At 62.5% G+C, this 18,136-nt stretch carries 12 protein-coding genes; 7 read left to right on the forward strand and 5 right to left on the reverse strand.

Annotated elements, in window-relative coordinates; translation table 11 throughout:
• Positions 1 to 52: 52 nt before the first annotated feature.
• The 3 genes from PMO31116_RS21675 to PMO31116_RS21685 all read left to right on the forward strand — a co-directional run bounded on the left by PMO31116_RS21675 (position 53) and on the right by PMO31116_RS21685 (position 3,061).
• Complete coding sequence (locus tag PMO31116_RS21675; protein ID WP_150568506.1) at positions 53 to 1,393, forward strand: adenylosuccinate synthase; 1,341 nt, start codon at positions 53 to 55, stop codon at positions 1,391 to 1,393.
• A gap of 27 nt (positions 1,394 to 1,420) precedes the next feature.
• Positions 1,421 to 1,957: a phosphoribosyltransferase gene (locus tag PMO31116_RS21680; RefSeq protein WP_023596511.1), complete on the forward strand. Its 537-nt coding sequence runs from the start codon at positions 1,421 to 1,423 to the stop codon at positions 1,955 to 1,957.
• 408 nt (positions 1,958 to 2,365) lie between these two features.
• Positions 2,366 to 3,061, forward strand: a complete 696-nt coding sequence (locus tag PMO31116_RS21685) for a DUF4189 domain-containing protein (RefSeq protein ID WP_174971679.1) — start codon at positions 2,366 to 2,368, stop codon at positions 3,059 to 3,061.
• 124 nt (positions 3,062 to 3,185) lie between these two features.
• Here the strand turns inward: PMO31116_RS21685 and PMO31116_RS21690 are convergent, their stop codons facing one another.
• From PMO31116_RS21690 to PMO31116_RS21705, 4 genes are all read right to left on the reverse strand, one after another.
• Entirely contained in the window at positions 3,186 to 5,264 is a 2,079-nt protein-coding gene (locus PMO31116_RS21690; RefSeq protein ID WP_150568508.1) for a M3 family metallopeptidase, read from the reverse strand.
• A gap of 199 nt (positions 5,265 to 5,463) precedes the next feature.
• Positions 5,464 to 6,318 (reverse strand): bifunctional methylenetetrahydrofolate dehydrogenase/methenyltetrahydrofolate cyclohydrolase FolD, encoded by an 855-nt coding sequence (folD, locus tag PMO31116_RS21695; protein ID WP_023596508.1) that lies wholly within the window; start codon positions 6,316 to 6,318, stop codon positions 5,464 to 5,466.
• A 206-nt stretch (positions 6,319 to 6,524) separates the two neighbouring features.
• The gene (locus PMO31116_RS21700; RefSeq protein ID WP_150568509.1) at positions 6,525 to 7,169 is read right to left on the reverse strand and encodes a response regulator transcription factor; all 645 of its coding nucleotides are present in this window, start codon (positions 7,167 to 7,169) and stop codon (positions 6,525 to 6,527) included.
• Positions 7,166 to 9,649 (reverse strand): PAS domain-containing sensor histidine kinase, encoded by a 2,484-nt coding sequence (locus PMO31116_RS21705; RefSeq protein ID WP_246185425.1) that lies wholly within the window; start codon positions 9,647 to 9,649, stop codon positions 7,166 to 7,168. The genes PMO31116_RS21700 and PMO31116_RS21705 overlap by 4 nt, the downstream gene beginning before the upstream one ends.
• Positions 9,650 to 9,991: 342 nt before the next feature.
• Between PMO31116_RS21705 and aceE the strand changes: the two genes are divergently transcribed.
• The 4 genes from aceE (at position 9,992) to lpdA (ending at position 16,931) form a co-directional block, all read left to right on the forward strand.
• Positions 9,992 to 12,679: a pyruvate dehydrogenase (acetyl-transferring), homodimeric type gene (gene aceE, locus PMO31116_RS21710; protein WP_150568510.1), complete on the forward strand. Its 2,688-nt coding sequence runs from the start codon at positions 9,992 to 9,994 to the stop codon at positions 12,677 to 12,679.
• Between the two features lie 97 nt (positions 12,680 to 12,776).
• A complete protein-coding gene (gene aceF, locus PMO31116_RS21715) occupies positions 12,777 to 14,465 on the forward strand; it encodes a dihydrolipoyllysine-residue acetyltransferase (protein WP_150568511.1) in 1,689 nt (562 codons plus the stop codon).
• 85 nt (positions 14,466 to 14,550) lie between these two features.
• A complete protein-coding gene (locus PMO31116_RS21720) occupies positions 14,551 to 15,132 on the forward strand; it encodes an Ntn hydrolase family protein (protein ID WP_150568512.1) in 582 nt (193 codons plus the stop codon).
• Positions 15,133 to 15,152: 20 nt separating this feature from the next.
• Positions 15,153 to 16,931 (forward strand): dihydrolipoyl dehydrogenase, encoded by a 1,779-nt coding sequence (gene lpdA, locus PMO31116_RS21725; protein ID WP_150568513.1) that lies wholly within the window; start codon positions 15,153 to 15,155, stop codon positions 16,929 to 16,931.
• A gap of 318 nt (positions 16,932 to 17,249) precedes the next feature.
• On the opposite strand, the gene PMO31116_RS21730 is transcribed toward lpdA, so the two are convergent.
• Positions 17,250 to 17,810, reverse strand: a complete 561-nt coding sequence (locus tag PMO31116_RS21730; protein ID WP_150568514.1) for a phasin family protein — start codon at positions 17,808 to 17,810, stop codon at positions 17,250 to 17,252.
• Between the last annotated feature and the right edge of the window lie 326 nt (positions 17,811 to 18,136).

Below are 18,136 nucleotides of genomic sequence, written 5' to 3' on the forward strand. Positions count from 1 at the left end.
TAGCGTCCGTCAACACGGGTAGAATACGTTTTTAACCAAACCAACTATTGTTATGTCCGGCAATGCTTTGAATCAGGGACGCAACGTCGTCGTTATCGGAACCCAATGGGGCGACGAAGGCAAGGGTAAGGTCGTCGATTGGCTGACCGATCACGCGCAAGGCGTAGTGCGTTTCCAGGGTGGCCACAATGCCGGACATACGCTCATCATCGGTGGCAAGAAGACCATTCTGCGCCTGATCCCGTCGGGGATCATGCACAAGGACGTCACTTGCTACATCGGCAACGGCGTCGTGCTCTCGCCCGAAGCGCTGTTCAAGGAAATCGAGGAGCTCGAAAGCGCTGGCCTGAATGTCTGCGGCCGCCTTCGCATTTCCGAAGCCTGCACGCTGATTCTTCCGTACCACGTCGCCATCGATCAGGCGCGTGAGGCGCGTCGCGGCGCCGGCAAGATTGGCACGACCGGTCGCGGCATTGGCCCGGCCTACGAAGACAAGGTCGGCCGTCGCGCCCTGCGCGTCCAGGATCTGTTCGATCCGAAGACGTTCGCTGATCGTCTGCGCGAAAACCTCGATTATCACAACTTCGTGCTGACCCAATATCTGGGCGCCAAGGCCGTTGACTTCCAGGAAACGCTGGACACGATGCTGAGCTACGCGCCGCGTCTGCAGCCGATGATTGCCGACGTGTCGCAGATGCTCTATGCGGCCAACCGTGAAGGCCAGAAGCTGTTGTTCGAAGGTGCCCAAGGTACGCTGCTCGACATCGATCACGGCACGTATCCGTTCGTGACCAGCAGCAACTGCGTGGCGGGCGCTGCCTCGGCCGGTGCCGGCGTTGGTCCGCAGCAACTGCACTATGTTCTGGGCATCACCAAGGCGTACTGCACGCGTGTGGGTGCCGGTCCGTTCCCGAGCGAACTGTACGATGCGGACAATCCCGCCCGTCAGGAACCGATCGGACTGCAATTGGCCACGGTCGGCAAGGAGTTCGGCTCGGTCACGGGACGTCCGCGTCGCACGGGCTGGATGGATGCCGCGGCGCTCAAGCGTTCGATCCAGATCAACGGCGTGACCGGCCTGTGCATGACGAAGCTCGACGTGCTCGACGGCCTCGACACCGTGCGCCTGTGCGTGGGTTACAAGATCGATGGCAAGACGGTGGATATCCTGCCGCGCGGCGCGGTCGATGTGGCGCGTTGCGAGCCCGTTTACGAGGATTTCCCGGGCTGGTCGCAAAGCACGGTCGGCGTGACGTCGTGGGATCAATTGCCGGTTCAGGCGCAGAATTATCTGAAGCGCATCGAAGAGGTGAGCGGTATTCCGATCGATATGGTGTCGACCGGCCCGGATCGCGACGAAACCATCCTGTTGCGTCACCCCTTCAAGAACTGAAATACCGTAGGACTGGCAAGGCACACCATGAATCTGCCCCAAAACGACGATAAGAACCTCTGGGTCTCGTGGGAAGAGTACCACCGGCTGATCGAGCGTCTGGCGCTCAAGGTCCATGAGTCCAACTGGAAGTTCGACAAGATCCTGTGTCTGGCCCGCGGTGGCTTGCGCGTGGGCGATCAGCTCGCGCGCATCTACGACGTACCGCTCGCGATTTTGGCGACCAGTTCGTATCGTGAAGCCGAGGGCACGGTGCGCGGTGACCTCGATATCGCTCAGTACATCACGATCACGCGTGGCGAGCTGGAAGGCCGCGTGCTGCTGGTCGACGATCTGGTCGATTCAGGCGTGACGCTCGAGCGCGTGGGCCAGCACCTCAAGCAGCGATTCCCTGCCGTGACCGACGTGCGCTCGGCCGTACTCTGGCACAAGGCCTGCTCGAAGGTGGCGCCCGACTACGCGGTGGAATTCCTGCCGACGAACCCGTGGATTCACCAGCCGTTCGAGGAGTACGACACGCTGCGCCCGCACAATCTGGCAGCCTGGATCAAACGCGGCACCTGAGCGAAATCTGCGGAACTGGACGCGCCTTGACAGGGGCGTCCAACTGCCAAACTTCTGCCGGAAGGCGGTGATATCGAAAGATGCACCGCCTTTTCTTTTGCGAAGGTGCTTTATCGGCTTTTCAGCGACTTTGCATGGCGAAGGCGTTTGAGTCGCGGCTATCCGACGACTCGGCGCGGCGTCACCGTTTCGACGTACGCTTCGGCCCGCGACGTGCTACCGCGCTGCATCGCTCTTGCTATCGAGTATCGAGACTTCCCGGGAAGTGGAGCGACACGCAGATGGCTGAGTCGACCTGACACGGCGGCTGCTACACCGATGAGTCCCCATGGCGCATGGCCATTACGCTGGACGGGCCATAATGCCCCTGAAAATCCCCCTTTGTTTCGCGCTTCGTCGGACGGTGTCATGTGGTTTGATGGCGACATCGGTCCACGCCTTCGTTGCTCCCGCGCCAGCGGTTACGCCCTGATGAATGGAAGTCGTTATATTTCCGTGATGCTTGCGATGTGGCTGTCCAGCCTGTTGGGCTTGGCCAGTCCGTCGGGCCTCGCGGCGTCTGCCGTGGCTGGGGTGCGCGGGCCCGGCGGGTTTCGACTCGTGTACGTGACGAATCAGACATCCATGGCCAAGGCCAAAGTTGCGGCCTTGAGCCGGTGCCGGACCCAGTTCTCGGCGGGGAGCCGGGGAGGGCGATGCGAAGTTCTGATGGCCGGAAACGGCCCCGCCTACTGGGCGGTGGTACGGGCGACCAATGGCGAGGTCGGTGTGGCGCTCGGCGACACGCAGCAGGCGGCAATCGAGGATGCTTTCGTGGTGTGTCAGCGCGCGGGGCAATGCACGCTGGAGAACCCGCAAGTGTGGGCGGACAACGGTCAACGACCGGGCCGCAGACTGCCACCGCCGCCGGCGGCACAGGCTTCTCCCGCACAGTGCCGGATCCCGACAGGTCAGGTGATCCGAATGCAGACCCGATGCGATGCGGGCGGCTGCACGCGAACCTACGACAACGGCTGTACGGTTCGCTTTCAGGCTACCCGTTGTTTTGACAAGGAGACGAACCGCTACGTCTGGCAGCCGGACGCCTGTGACGACGCTGGGTGACGCCGGTTGTCGGGACGTTGGACGGCGGGTGCCTTGCGAAAGGTCGACGAAACAAAAACGGGCGCTCGAAAGCGCCCGTCTTCCTTACCGCGGCGTCTACCTCCGCACGCCCGGAGCAAGTCCGTCAGTTTGCCGACATCCCGCTGTGGCGCAGCAGCGCGTCCACCTGCGGGGCTCGGCCACGGAATGCGATGAACGATTCCATCGCTTCGCGGCTGCCGCCCACGGCAAGAATTTCATCGCGGTACCGTGCACCCGTGGTCGTATCGAGAACGGTGCCACTCACTTTGGCGGCTTCCTCGAACGCGGCATACACGTCCGCCGACAGCACCTCGGCCCACTTGTAGCTGTAGTACCCCGCGGCATATCCGCCGGCGAAGATGTGGCTGAACGTGTTCGGCCAGCGCGAGAACTCCGCTTGCGGTGTGACGTGCAGTCGATCGTTGATGCGTTTGGACAGCGCCAGCACCGACTCGTTGCCATGCGGATCGAAGTCGTAATGCAGATGCATGTCGAAGTCGGAGAAAACCAACTGACGCAACATCATCAGGCCGCTCTGGAAGTTGCGGGCGGCGACCATCTTGTCGAACAGGGCGCGCGGCAGTGGGGCGCCGGTGTCCACGTGGGCCGTCATGTGCTCCAGCACATCCCATTCCCAGCAGAAATTCTCCATGAACTGCGACGGCAGCTCGACGGCATCCCATTCCACGCCGTTGATACCCGCGACGCCGGCGTCTTCCACCTGCGTGAGCATATGGTGCAGCCCGTGCCCGAACTCGTGGAACAGTGTGATCACGTCGTCATGCGGCAGCAGGGCGGGCTTCTCGCCAACCGGCGCCGGGAAGTTGCAAACCAGGTACGCGACCGGGGTTTGAAGCGCACCGTCGTGCAGGCGCTTACGCGTGCGCGCGCTGTCCATCCAGGCGCCGCCGCGCTTGCCTTCGCGTGCGAACAGATCCATGTAGAACTGGGCCACCAGTTCTCCGTCGCGCTCGATGCGGAAAAAGCGCACGTCCGGATGCCACGTCTCGGCATCCTGCGGGCGGATTGTCACGCCGAACAGCGTTCCGGCCACGCGGAAAAGGCCGTCGAGCACCTTGGGCAAGGGGAAATACTGGCGAACTTCGGTTTCCGAAAATGCGTAACGCTGTTGGCGCAACTTCTCCGACGCGTAAGCCGTGTCCCAGGGTTCAAGTTTGTCGATGCCGAGCGACGTTGCCGCAAATGCCTGGAGCTCCGCCCAATCCTGTTCGGCGTAGGGGCGGGCCCGACGGGCGAGGTCTTCGAGGAACTCGAGCACTTGCGCCGGCGATTCCGCCATCTTGGGTTCGAGCGACACTTCCGCATAGTTCTTGAAGCCAAGCATATGGGCTTCTTCGCGACGCAATGCCAGCTGTTCGACGACGATTTCCGTATTGTCCCAGTCGGCTTCGCCATCGCCGAACTTCGGTCCCAGTTCCGAGGCGCGCGTAACGTTTGCGCGATACAGCTTCTCGCGCAATGCGCGATTATCGGCGTACTGCAGCACCGGGAAATAAGAAGGAAAGTGCAGCGTGAATTTCCATCCCTGCGCGCCATCGCGTTCCGCGGCGGCACGTGCGGCGGCCTTGTCGTCATCAGGCAGGCCGGCGATTTCCTGCTCGTCGGTGACGACCAGCGAGAACTTGTTCGTGGCGTCGAGCACGTGATCGGAGAAGGTCTTGGCCAGTCGTGCCTGCGCTTCCTGGATCTCGGCGAACCGAGGCTTCTGGTCTTCGGGCAGTTCGGCGCCGCCAAGGCGGAAGCCACGCATTTCGTTTTCGAGGATCTTCTTGCGGGCGGCCGACAGGCCTTCGAATTCCGGGCCGGCGGCGATCGCCTTGTACTTTTCGAACAGCGCCAGATTCTGGCCCACGCTGGCCGAGAATTCGGTAACGCGCGGCAAGTTTTCACTGTAGGCGGCGCGCAGCTCCGGCGTATCCGCGACGGCGTTCAGGTGCCCGATGATCTCCCAGGCACGGCCAAGGCCTTCAGTGCCGTCTTCCACGGCATCGAGAATGTCGGCCCAGGTCGCCGGCGTTGCCGGGTCCGCTGCACGCTCGACCGCCGCGCGTGCCTGCTCCAGCAGCACGTCGACGGCCGGCGTCACGTGCTCAGGGCGAATTTCGGCAAAACGGGGCAGGCCTTCGATGTCGAGCAGGGGATTGGTTTGCGGCGTATTCATGCGTTCATAGTCCACTGGAAAGGGCTTACGAAGAGTGTGGGGGCATCCCGTCGAATTTTCCAGTCGTTTTTTTCAACCGCGCCGATTGGGTCGGTGCGGTTCCGAATGGACGTCGGGTGGTGAGCGTCCAGAAGCAACAAGGGTGCAGGCGGTTGTCCGCATGCACCCTTGCGAGGGGAGAGCCGTGGCCGCGGAGCGATCAGGCGCCCAGTGCGCGCTCGGCGGCCTCGATCGTGTTGACGAGCAGCATGGTGATCGTCATGGGGCCAACGCCGCCCGGCACCGGCGTGATGTAGCCCGCTACGTCCTTGACGCCGTTGAAATCGACGTCGCCGCACAGTTTGCCTTCGTCGTCACGGTTCATGCCGACGTCGATGACCGCGGCACCCGGCTTGACCATGTCTGCCGTCACGATATTGCGCTTGCCCACGGCGGCGACAATCACATCGGCGTTGCGGGTGTGCGCAGCCAGGTCACGGGTCTTGCTGTTGCAGATGGTGACGGTTGCGCCCGCTTGCAGCAGCATCATGGCCATCGGCTTGCCGACAATATTCGACGCGCCGATCACGACCGCTACCGCGCCGCGCAGCGGGAACTCGACGGACTCGAGCATTTTCATGCAGCCGTAGGGTGTGCATGGGCGGAACAGCGGCGCGCCGGTCATGAGTGCGCCGGCGTTGGACACATGGAAACCGTCGACGTCTTTCTCCGGTGCAATGGCTTCCAGCACCTTGTGGCTGTCGATGTGCTTCGGCAGTGGCAGTTGCACGAGAATGCCATTGATCTTCGGATCGCGATTGAGCTCATCGATTCGGGCGAGCAGGGCGGTTTCCGTCAGATCCGCCGGATAGCGGTCGAGCGACGAATACAGGCCATTGTCCTCGCAAGCCTTGACCTTGTTGCGCACGTAGACCTGGCTGGCGGGGTCGTCGCCGACGAGTACCACGGCCAGGCCGGGCTGGTGGCCGCGGGCGGTGAGGGCGGCGGCGCGTGTTGCGACTTCGGCGCGAATGCGTTTGGCGAGGGCGTTGCCGTCGATGAGGGTGGCGGTCATGATGCGTGGGTATTCAATGAAGGAAGGGGGCTGGCCCAAGGGGCCGGATACGGCAGCGCGTGTCAGGCGGATGACGAGCGCAAAGACGTATTATACCGACGCGCCCGAACGGGCGGGAGAGGGTGCTCTGGCGTGCGGGCGCCTGCGCGTTGGCGCCTCGTCAAAGGGAGGACGAGGCGCCCTTCACACGGCTCGCGGCGGTTCGCTCAGGGGCGAGGTGCGCTGCTGGAGCGCTTCGAGAGCGCGAGGCGAAGCAGGTCGGCAACGGTGTTGACGTTGAGCTTCTCCATGATGTTCGCGCGATGCGCTTCGACCGTTTTGATGCTGATGCCCAGGTCGTCGGCAATCTGCTTGTTGAGGCGTCCGGCGATGATGCGCTCGAGCACCTGGTGCTCGCGACTGGTGAGCTTGGAGAGCAACTCTTCCGCTGCCTGTTGCTCTCGCTGGCTGCTCGCTTCGGCGCGCGCTTTCGACAGCATCTTTTCGACTTGTGCCCGGAGCTCCGCTTCGTCGAACGGCTTTTCGATGAAATCCATCGCGCCTTTCTTCATCGTCTCGACGGCCATCGGCACGTCGCCATGCCCGGTCACGAAAGTGATTGGAATATTGACCTTCTTGCCGAGCAGTTGGTCCTGAAGTTCGGGGCCGGTCATGCCTGGCATGCGGACATCCAGGATCAGGCAGCCGATCTGGTGTTCGTTGTAGTGCAAAAGGAAATCTTCGGCGTTCGAAAAGGTACGCACGTGATAGCCATTGGCTTCGAGAAGCCAGCGAAGCGAGTCGCGGACAGCTTCGTCGTCATCGACAACGAAGACAGTTTCTTGATCGATATTGATGTTGGGTGTCGTCATAGTCCTCCCCCGGATCCGGATGTCGTATCGCCTTCTAACGGTAACAGAATACAAAAAGTACAACCATTCCGCACGCCGTCGATATCATTGTTTTCGACCCACAGACGGCCGTGATGCGATTCGATGATGGAGCGGCAAATATTCAGGCCCATGCCCATGCCGTCCGATTTGGTGCTAAAGAACGGTTCAAACAGTCGTTCGATGGTCGCCTCGTCGACGCCAGGGCCATGGTCGGACACCTGGAATTCGACCGATTTGTCGCGCCGTTCCACATGTAGACGTACCGTCGGATCGCGTCGCTGACCCGGCGGCGGCGTGTAGCCGTGCATGGCTTCTGCGGCGTTCTTGAGCAGGTTCACCAACACCTGCTCGATGAGCACCGGATCGACGTAGATCTGCGGCAGTCCCGCGGGCAGCTCGGTCACGATGCGAATGCGCCGTTTGCGCGCTTCGATCTCCGCGAGGCCCACGGCATCCGCCACGATCTCATAAATCGATGACGGTTGACGCTTCGGTTCACTACGTTTCACAAACGCGCGAATCCGTTTGATGATCATGCCCGCGCGAACGGCCTGCTGGGACGTCTTTTCCAGCGCGGGCAGCAAGGTCTCGGGGGACGTACGCCCGGCGCGAACCAGTGCGGCCGTGCCCATGCAGTAGTTGTTGATGGCCGCCAGCGGCTGATTCAGTTCGTGGGCCAGCGACGACGCCATTTCCCCCATGGTCGTCAGACGCCCGGTGAATTGCAAGCGTTCTTCTTCCTGACGGGCCAGTTCTTCCGCGTGCCGACGCGCCGTAATGTCGGTCGCCACCTGCAATTGCGCGAGATGACCGTCCACCCACTGAATGTACTGACGTCGGACTTCGAACCATTTCTGGTGCGTTGGCAGGTAGATTTCCTGCGTTTCTGCGGCCGTGTCGGTAAGCGATGCTGCCGGCAGCCCCGCAAACGCATCGACCATGTCGATGTGATCGAGCGATGTCGGAGACAGCTCTCCGCCGCCCGATAGCTCGAGGTGACCTTCGGGGCGCGTACCGAACAGCTGCCGGTAATAACGATTCGCGAACAGTAACTCGGCCTTGTCGACGGCCAGTACCGACACCGACGCGTCGAGGCTTTCGAGCACGGTCGTGAAGCGCTCATGCGCCGCCGCCAGTTCTTCGCGCGCGCGCTTGGGCTCGCTGATGTCGGTCAGCGACGACATCCAGCCGGTCTGGCGGCCGTGGGCATCCACGAGCGGCGAGACAAACATGCGCGCGTAGAAGATCGTGCCGTCCTTGCGCTGCACACGAATCTCGAATCCGTGCGATGGGGCCTTGCCGCGCAGCGTCATGTCGATGCGACGCTGCATTTCGTGAATATCGTCCTTCGGCCAATAGGGGTAGGGCGGGGCGCGATTCATCAGGTCAGGCTCGTCCCAGCCGGTCATGCGGCAGAACGCGGGGTTCACGTAGGTAATATGACCCTGCAGGTCCAGCACGCGCATGCCGATGACGATCGAGTTCTCCATGGCGCGCCGGAACGACGTTTCGTTGAACAGCGCCTGCTGGGCCTCGAAGCGTTGCCGCGTGTGGCGCCACAGGCTCCACAAGCTCCACAGGACGAAGCACGACAGCCCGGCAATCAGCCAGACGAGGGTGTTGTTGACGAAATTCCCGACGGCCGGGTACGAGTAGATACGCACTGCCAGACTGTGTCCCGGCGGATCGAGTAGCAACTCGTACGAGACGTCGCGCGGCAAAGGCGGACGCGTGGACGTCGTGGCCAACTCGTTGTTGTGCGTATCGATGAAAGACACCTTGAACTTGTCGCCGAGCTCCTGCGGCAGCTCATGGATGAGCAGCCCCTCGACGGAATACACTGCGCTGATCGTGCCGAGAAACTCGCGCTCGCGCAGCACCGGCACCTGCACGACGATGTAGCTCGCGCCGGACGCGTCATAGATCAGTGTGGAGTACGCCGATCGCCGCGAATCCCGGGCGGCGCGAAACGCCACCAGCAGTTCGTCTTCCATCGGATGCTGCGCCGAGCCTTGCAGACGCGAGGCAAACGGCGAATCGGCGGGGACCGCCCACCTCGGACGTTGGGACGCGTCGAGCCAGTTCATGAAGACGATGTCCGCATGATTCTGCATCAGCTCGCTCGCGGTGTTCTGGAAGTGTGTGATGTCCTGGGGCTTGGCGGCCGTATCGCGCGCCAGGGAACTGATCTGGTCCTGGATGGCCAGCATGTTCAGACGAATCTGCTGCTGCGCCCATGCCACGTTGCGGTAAAGCGTGTCCTGCTGCTGCTCGGTCTCCCTGCGGTTCAGGCTCCACAGGATCAAGCTCATCACCACGAGGAAGATCACAATGGAGACGAGCGGGACGAGCAAGTAGTAATGCGACTCCGCGAACCCCTGCAACCATCGGTTGGAGCGGGCGGGCGTAGCGGCGGACCGGGACGGCGGGGCGGAGTTGGCAAGGCGTGGCGAAAGCATGGCGAGATTGTAGCGCAGGCGCGCCCGTTTCCCGCTGCCGCAACGCGTGGGGGCTTGCTTTTCGGATCCGTCCGATCTTTTTGGTAAGACGGCACCGCAAAGTGCTGTTGAGACCGAGCGGTACGCGCTCGATTCGTGGTGTGATGTCGTCAGCAACCCTTTGATTTTATGTGCACTGCAACAGAATTCCGCATTATGAAATTTGCTATCGTAATCTGAAATTTCGCTTGCGAAGGCGGGAATATCCTTCGTACAATGCCCCGGTAAAAATGCCGGTGGGCCCGTCCATGAAGCGGGTATCGACCATTACGCCAACCCGCTAACGACAGACAAGGAGACACCATGTCCGCCGTACCTGAAGAAGCCCTGAAGATCGTATCCCCTGCGGACGCCGATCCCCAAGAAACGCAAGAATGGCTGGCATCGCTCGAAGGCGTGCTGGCGGCCGAAGGACCTGAGCGCGCCCACTACCTGCTCGAGAAACTGATCGAATTCGCCCGAATCAACGGCGAGCATCACCCGTTCTCGGCCAACACCCCCTACATCAATACCATCCCCGTCGACCAGCAAGCCCGCATTCCGGGCGATCAGGACGTCGAGCACAAGATCCGCTCGTACACCCGCTGGAATGCGATCGCGATGGTGCTGCGCGCCGGCAAGGACACGAACGTGGGCGGCCACATCGCGTCGTTCGCCTCGGCTGCCACGCTGTACGACGTCGGTTTCAACCACTTCTGGCATGCACCGTCCGAGAAGCATGGCGGTGATCTGGTTTTCGTGCAGGGCCACTCGTCGCCGGGCGTGTACAGCCGCGCCTTCCTGCTGGGCCGACTCGACATGCCGCAGCTCGACAATTTCCGTCAGGAAGTCGATGGCGGCGGTCTGTCGTCGTATCCGCACCCCTGGCTGATGCCGGATTTCTGGCAGTTCCCGACCGTGTCGATGGGCCTGGGCCCGATCATGGCGATCTACCAGGCGCGCTTCATGAAGTACCTCGAGTCGCGCAATATCGTGAAGACCGACGGCCGTAAGGTCTGGGCCTTCCTCGGCGACGGCGAGACGGACGAGCCGGAGTCGCTGGGTGCCATCGGCATGGCCGGCCGCGAGCAGCTCGACAACCTCGTTTTCGTAATCAACTGCAACCTGCAGCGCCTGGACGGTCCGGTGCGCGGCAACGGCAAGATCATCCAGGAACTCGAGTCGGAGTTCCGGGGCGCGGGCTGGAACGTCATCAAGGTGATCTGGGGTAGCCGCTGGGATCCGCTGCTGGCCCGCGACAAGAACGGTCTGCTGATGAAGCGCATGATGGAGTGCGTGGACGGCGAATATCAGACCTACAAGTCGAAGGATGGCGCCTACGTGCGCGAACATTTCTTCAACACGCCGGAACTCAAGGCGATGGTCGCCGATTATTCCGACGAAGACATCTGGGCGCTCAATCGCGGCGGTCACGATCCGCACAAGATCTACGCGGCGTACCAGGCCGCCACGCAGCACAAGGGGCAACCGACCGTCATCCTGGCCAAGACGATCAAGGGCTATGGCATGGGCGAGGCCGGTCAGGCCATGAACATCACCCACCAGCAGAAGAAGATGCCGGTGGAGTCGCTCAAGAAGTTCCGCGACCAGTTCAAGCTGCCGATTCCGGACGACCAGATCGCCGACGTGCCGTACCTGAAGTTCGAGGAAGGCTCGAAGGAACTCGAATACATGCGCGCGCGCCGCATGGAGCTGGGCGGCTACCTGCCGCAGCGCCGTACCAAGGCGGCTTCGCTGCCGGTGCCCGCGCTGGCCGCGTTCGACGCGCTCCTCAAGGCGACGGCAGAGGGCCGTGAGATTTCGACGACGATGGCGTTCGTGCGTATTCTCAACGTGCTGCTCAAGGACAAGGCGCTTGGCCAGCGTATCGTACCGATCGTGCCGGACGAGTCGCGCACTTTCGGGATGGAAGGCCTGTTCCGCCAGATCGGCATCTGGAGCCAGGCCGGTCAGCGCTACATTCCGCAGGATCACGACCAGCTGATGTTCTACAAGGAATCGGAAAGCGGTCAGATTCTTCAGGAGGGCATCAACGAAGCGGGCGGCATGTGCGACTGGATCGCCGCCGCGACGTCGTACTCGACGCATGGCGAGACGATGATCCCCTTCTATATCTTCTACTCGATGTTCGGCTTCCAGCGCATTGGCGATCTGGCCTGGGCAGCGGGCGACATGCGTGCACGCGGCTTCCTCGTTGGCGGCACGGCCGGTCGCACGACACTCAACGGCGAAGGGCTTCAGCACGAGGACGGTCACTCGCTGCTTTGGGCGTCGTCGATTCCGAACTGCCTGCCGTACGATCCGACGTTCGCCTACGAACTCGCCGTGATCGTTCAGGATGGTCTGCGTCGCATGGTGCAGGATCAGGAGGACGTGTATTACTACCTGACGGTGATGAACGAGAATTACCCGCATCCGGCCATGCCGGAAGGCGTGGAGCAGGACATCCTCAAGGGTATGTACGCGTTCCGCCGTGGCGCGGACAACAGCAAGGCACCGCGCGTGCAACTGCTGGGGTCGGGCACGATCTTCAACGAAGTCATCGCCGCTGCGGAGATGCTTCGGAACGACTGGGGCGTCGAATCAGATCTGTGGAGCTGCCCGAGCTTCACCGAACTTGCCCGCGAAGGCAACGACGTGGCGCGTTACAACCTCCTGCACCCGACCGAGACGGCGCGTCTGTCGCATGTCGAGAAGTGCCTGAATGACACGCGTGGCCCGGTGATCGCATCGACGGACTATATCCGTACGTACGCCGATCAGATCCGCCCGTTCGTGCGCGGACGTTATGTGGTGCTCGGTACCGACGGCTACGGCCGCTCGGACACGCGCGAGAAGCTGCGTCACTTCTTCGAGGTGGATCGTAACTGGGTCACGGTCGCCGCCCTCAAGGCGCTGGCCGACGAAGGCACGCTGCCGGCGAGCAAGGTCGCCGAAGCGATTGCCAAGTACAACCTGGATCCGAACAAACCCAACCCGATGACCGTCTAAAGGCCGCTTCGCGCGGAGCGCTTGCGCCCGGGCCGCCCCCCAGCGGCCGGCGCCTGCGCGCTGCGTGTCAGGCGCAGCCTCGAGGAGACTGTGGAAAATGAGTCAAGTGATCGAAGTGAAAGTCCCGGATATCGGTGACTTCAAGGACTTGCCCGTCATCGACGTGCTGGTCAAGGCAGGCGACAAGATCGACGCCGAGCAGGCCCTGATCACCCTGGAATCGGACAAGGCCACGATGGATGTGCCGAGTCCGGCCGCCGGTGTCATCAAGGCGATGAGCCTGAAAGTCGGCGATGAAGTATCCGAGGGTTCCCTCATTCTGACGCTCGAGACCGCAAACGGCTCGGGTGCGCAGGCCAATGGCGCCGCTGCGCCCGCACCGGCCGCGGCGCCCCAGGCGGCTGCGCCTGCGGCGACGTCCGCCACGCCGTCTGCGCCCGCCGCTGCCGCCGCGGCACCGGCCGCCGGTGGCACGAGCACGATCGACGTGAAGGTGCCGGATATCGGCGGTTACGACGACGTGCCCGTGATCGAGTTGCTCGTCAAGGTGGGTGACACCGTGACGGCCGAGCAATCGCTGATCACGCTGGAGTCGGACAAGGCGTCGATGGACGTACCGAGCCCGGCGGCCGGCGTTGTCAAGGAAGTGAAGGTCAAGGTCGGCGACAAAGTCTCGGAAGGTACGTCGATCGTAGTGCTCGAAGGCGCTGCTGCGCCGGCCAAGGCCGCGGCACCCGCGCCGGCTCCGGCTGCTCCGGCTCCGGCTCCGGCTCCGGCAGCACAGGCAGCCGCGCCGGCGCCCCAGCAGGCCCCCGCTGCCGCCGCACCTGTTGTTGCGCCCGCGGTGGCCCAGGGCGGTCAGCCGATCAGCCATGCCAGCCCGTCGGTGCGCAAATTCGCCCGCGAACTGGGTGTGGATGTTACGCAAGTGAAGGGCACCGGTCCGAAGGGGCGTATCGTCATCGACGACGTTCGCAACTTCGTGAAGGCAGCGCTTGCCGGCAATCGCCCGGCAGCGGCGGTCGGGGCCCCGGCTGGGGGGGGCGAACTGAATCTGCTGCCGTGGCCGAAGGTCGACTTCTCGAAGTTCGGCCCGATCGAGCCCAAGGCGCTCTCCCGCATCAAGAAGATTTCCGGCGCCAATCTGCATCGCAACTGGGTCATGATTCCGCACGTCACGAACAACGACGAAGCGGATATCGGCGAGCTCGAGGCATTCCGTGTGCAGTTGAACAAGGAAAACGAAAAGGCCGGCATCAAGGTGACGATGCTTGCGTTCGTGATCAAGGCCTGCGTGCTGGCCCTGAAGAAGTTCCCGACGTTCAACGCCAGCCTCGACGGCGACAACCTCGTCTTCAAGCAGTATTTCCACATCGGCTTCGCCGCCGACACCCCGAACGGTCTCGTGGTGCCGGTGGTGCGCGACGCCGACAAGAAGGGGGTGTTCGAGATCGCTCGCGAAACGTCGGAACTGGCCAAGCTCGCCCGCGAAGGCAAGCTCAAGCCGGATCAGATGCAGGGGGGGTGCTTCTCGATTTCGTCGCTCGGCGGTATCGGTGGAACGACCTTCACGCCGATCATCAACGCGCCGGAAGTGGCCATTCTCGGCCTGTCCCGCTCCTATCAGAAGCCAGTGTGGGACGAAGGCAAGCAGCAGTTCGTGCCGCAACTGACGCTGCCGCTGTCGCTGTCCTACGATCACCGCGTGATCGACGGCGCCGAGGCGGCACGCTTCAATGCTTACCTGGGTCAACTGTTGGCGGACTTCCGCCGCGCAATGCTGTAATGGCAATCGCCGCCGGCCATGTGCGAGCGCACGGCCGGCGGCGGGGCGCGGACAAGTTTCAGGATCTGGACGGGGGAGGGGCAGCATGACCACCGTGGTAGTCGTCAGGAAGGCTGGCGAGATCGCCATTGCCGCCGATTCGCTCGTCACGTTCGGCGATACGCGGCTGTCGCAAACGTACGAGGAGAACCGCAAGGTGTTTCTCGTCGGCGATTCGTATATCGGACTGGCCGGCACGACCGCGCACTTTCCGGTCATGCGTGCCATTCTCTCCGGCATGGCGGATGAATGCCGTCTGCACTCGCGTGACGAAGTGTTTCGCACGTTCTGTCGCGTCCACCAGAAGCTCAAGGAAGAGTATTTCCTCAACACCAAGGAAGAGGAAGACGATCCGTACGAGTCGTCGCAAATCACCTGTGTGGTTGCGAATCCGACGGGTATCTACGGGATCTATTCCTACCGGGAAGTGTTTGTTTTCGATCGGTTCTGGGGGATCGGCTCGGGGCGCAACTTTGCGCTCGGTGCCATGTACGCCCTCTACGACCAGGATCTGAGCGCTAGCGCCATCGCCGAAGCGGGCGTGAAAGCGGGGGCCGAGTTCGACAAGAGCTCCGCCGGGCCGTTTCAGGTGCATGCGTTTCCGATCGATACCACCATCAAGTCATAAATGCGACAGGGAGACCCCGCATGAGTCTCATTGAAGTCAAGGTGCCGGATATCGGCGCAGAGGGCGTGGATGTCATCGAAGTGATGATCAAGCCCGGCGACAAGATCGCCAAGGAGGCGTCGCTCATCACGCTGGAATCCGACAAGGCTTCCATGGAAGTGCCGTCCGAAGTGGCGGGCACCGTCAAGGAAGTGAAGATCAAGGTCGGCGACAAGGCCAGCCAGGGTACGCTGATCGCGCTCATCGAAGCCGACGACGCAGGTGCGGCCACGGCCGCCGCACCCGCTGCCACCGCGCCCGCTCCGCAAACGGCCCAGGCAGCACCGGCAGCTCAGGCAGCATCCAGCGCGCCGGCACCGGCCGCAGCCACGCATGCCGGCGGCGCCGACACCGAGTGCGACGTGGTCGTGCTCGGCGCAGGGCCGGGCGGATACTCTGCCGCATTCCGCAGCGCCGATCTGGGGCGCAAGACGGTGCTGATCGAGCGCTACGCGACGCTCGGCGGCGTGTGTCTGAACGTGGGATGCATTCCGTCGAAGGCGCTGCTTCATACGGCTGCCGTGCTCGAGGAAGCGCAATCGCTCGAGCATCATGGCATCTCGTTCGCGAAGCCCGAGATCGACCTCGACAAGCTGCGCAGCTACAAGGAAAGCGTGGTCGGCAAGCTCACCGGCGGACTGGCGGGCATGGCCAAGATGCGCAAGGTCGAAGTCGTGCGCGGCGTGGGCACCTTCCTTGACCCGAATCACATCGAAGTCGTGGACGGCGAGGGCAACAAGCGCGTGGTGAAGTTCGCGCAGGCGATCATTGCGGCCGGCTCACAAGCCGTCAAGCTGCCGTTCCTGCCGGAAGACCCGCGCATCGTCGATTCGACCGGTGCGCTGGAGTTGCGCCAGATGCCGAAGAAGATGCTGGTAATCGGCGGGGGCATTATCGGGCTCGAGATGGCGACGGTGTATAGCGCGCTGGGTGCCGAAATCGACGTCGTCGAAATGCTCGATGGCCTGATGCAGGGCGCGGACCGCGATCTCGTCAAGGTCTGGGAAAAGATGAACGCGAAGCGCTTCGGTCGCGTCATGCTCAAGACCAAGACCGTGGGCGCCGAAGCCAAGCCGGACGGCATCTATGTGAAGTTCGAAGGCGAATCCGCGCCGGCCGAACCGCAACGCTACGACCTCGTGCTCGTCGCAGTGGGCCGCAGCCCGAATGGCAAGAAGATCGGTGCGGAGAAGGCGGGCGTGGCCGTGGGCGATCGCGGGTTCATTTCCGTCGACAAGCAAATGCGCACCAACGTGCCGAACATTTTCGCCATCGGCGACATCGTCGGCCAGCCGATGCTCGCGCACAAGGCGGTGCATGAGGCGCACGTGGCCGCCGAGGCGGCAGCGGGTGAGAAGGCCTACTTCGATGCCATCCAGATTCCCTCGGTCGCATACACCGATCCGGAGGTGGCCTGGGCCGGCAAGACCGAAGATCAGTTGAAGGCCGAAGGGGTGAAGTATGGCAAGGCAGTGTTCCCGTGGGCGGCGTCGGGCCGTGCGATCGCGAACGGCCGCGACGAGGGCTTCACCAAAGTGTTGTTCGACGAAGCAACCCATCGCATCGTCGGCGGCGCAATCGTCGGCACCCATGCGGGAGATCTGATCGGCGAACTCTGTCTTGCGGTCGAGATGGGCGCCGATGCGGTCGATATCGGCAAGACGATCCATCCGCATCCGACGCTGGCCGAATCGGTCGGCATGGCTGCGGAGATCTATGAAGGCGTGTGCACCGATGTGCCGCCACCTCGCAAGAAGTGACGCAACACTGATCGCGTTTGCTACGTTTGCTGCGACGTCGCGATAGTGGGCGCCAGGGTGCGGCAAGCTGCACCTCGACGCATCGAGCGCCAAAGTAAAAAACCGCCGTTCGGATTCCGAATGGCGGTTTTTTTTGCGCAGCGTTGGCACCCCGCCGTGGCGCAGAATGCGCACCGCACAAAAAGAAAACCCGGCGAGTGCCGGGTTCGAAAGGTACCTTTGGTACCGAGGAGACAACTGGTGTCACCGCATCAGTTTGGGGTGCGGCGACGAATCTTCAAGCGCCCCTCGTCAAGCCATGCAAATGACGCGCTGCGATTACTTCTTGGCGCTGGCCGCACGCGAAGCCTGAGCCGCGGCCTTCGAGGCAACGTTGGTCGCAGCGGCGAAGTTCGTTTCGGCGATTTCCACGGCTTGCTTGGTGGCCTTCTGGACGCTGTCGAACGCGCTGTTCGCTGCGGACAGGGCCGACTTGGCCAGTGCAACCGCCGATTCCGAACCGGCCGGGGCGTTCTTGGCCAGGTTGTCGAACAGCGCTTGCATGTTATGCGAGCCTTCAGCCAGTTGAGCTTCGGCCACCTTGGTCACTTCGGCTTGCGTCGACGAAGCGATTTCATACAGGTGACGGCCGTACGCGATCGCCTTTTCGGCAGCCGGCTGGACGAGATTGGCTTGCAGCGCGAGCAATTCCTGGGCGTCCTTGACGGCAAAAGCCTTCTGCGCGGTCGAGGCGGATTCGGCCAGCGACGCCTTGACGGCTTGCAGGTTCAGCTCGACTAGCTTCTCAACGCCTTCAAAGGCTTTGTTGGTCAGGCCAAACAGGGTTTCGAGGTTGGCTTTGTGCGCGGCAGCGAATTGTTCGGGGGTCAGAAACGACATGGCGTTCTCCTAGGGTGTCATACACAACGTATCGACCCACTCCGTGTTCGCTGGATGGTTCTCACCTTATCTCGGTGAAAACACGGTTGGGGCCTTCTCAAAAATGGGTGCGATCTCTTTTTGTGCATCGCACAACTGCAAGTTTAGAGATATTCCTGTCGCTGTCAAGTCTTTTTTGTGCGGCGCACAAATTCAACAAAAACTTACAAAATCAGCGACTTGGGATCCCGTGTCGTGCGTGTCACACCGCGTTGCGGCGAAGATGTAACGACGTCTCGCACACGTTGACTGGTGCGGCTTTGCACCGTTTTGGCGCCCGGCGCAGC

The sequence above is a fragment of the Pandoraea morbifera genome (assembly GCF_902459575.1).
Taxonomy (GTDB): Bacteria; Pseudomonadota; Gammaproteobacteria; order Burkholderiales; family Burkholderiaceae; genus Pandoraea; species Pandoraea morbifera.

Coding starts and splice junctions, on each gene's coding strand:
- lpdA (WP_150568513.1), top strand. CDS start 15,153: ATGAGTCTCATTGAAGTCAAGGTGCCGGATATCGGCGCAGAGGGCGTG.
- PMO31116_RS21675 (WP_150568506.1), top strand. CDS start 53: ATGTCCGGCAATGCTTTGAATCAGGGACGCAACGTCGTCGTTATCGGA.
- aceE (WP_150568510.1), top strand. CDS start 9,992: ATGTCCGCCGTACCTGAAGAAGCCCTGAAGATCGTATCCCCTGCGGAC.
- PMO31116_RS21720 (WP_150568512.1), top strand. CDS start 14,551: ATGACCACCGTGGTAGTCGTCAGGAAGGCTGGCGAGATCGCCATTGCC.
- PMO31116_RS21680 (WP_023596511.1), top strand. CDS start 1,421: ATGAATCTGCCCCAAAACGACGATAAGAACCTCTGGGTCTCGTGGGAA.
- PMO31116_RS21705 (WP_246185425.1), bottom strand. CDS start 9,649: ATGCTTTCGCCACGCCTTGCCAACTCCGCCCCGCCGTCCCGGTCCGCC.
- folD (WP_023596508.1), bottom strand. CDS start 6,318: ATGACCGCCACCCTCATCGACGGCAACGCCCTCGCCAAACGCATTCGC.
- PMO31116_RS21690 (WP_150568508.1), bottom strand. CDS start 5,264: ATGAATACGCCGCAAACCAATCCCCTGCTCGACATCGAAGGCCTGCCC.
- PMO31116_RS21700 (WP_150568509.1), bottom strand. CDS start 7,169: ATGACGACACCCAACATCAATATCGATCAAGAAACTGTCTTCGTTGTC.
- aceF (WP_150568511.1), top strand. CDS start 12,777: ATGAGTCAAGTGATCGAAGTGAAAGTCCCGGATATCGGTGACTTCAAG.
- PMO31116_RS21730 (WP_150568514.1), bottom strand. CDS start 17,810: ATGTCGTTTCTGACCCCCGAACAATTCGCTGCCGCGCACAAAGCCAAC.
- PMO31116_RS21685 (WP_174971679.1), top strand. CDS start 2,366: ATGTGGTTTGATGGCGACATCGGTCCACGCCTTCGTTGCTCCCGCGCC.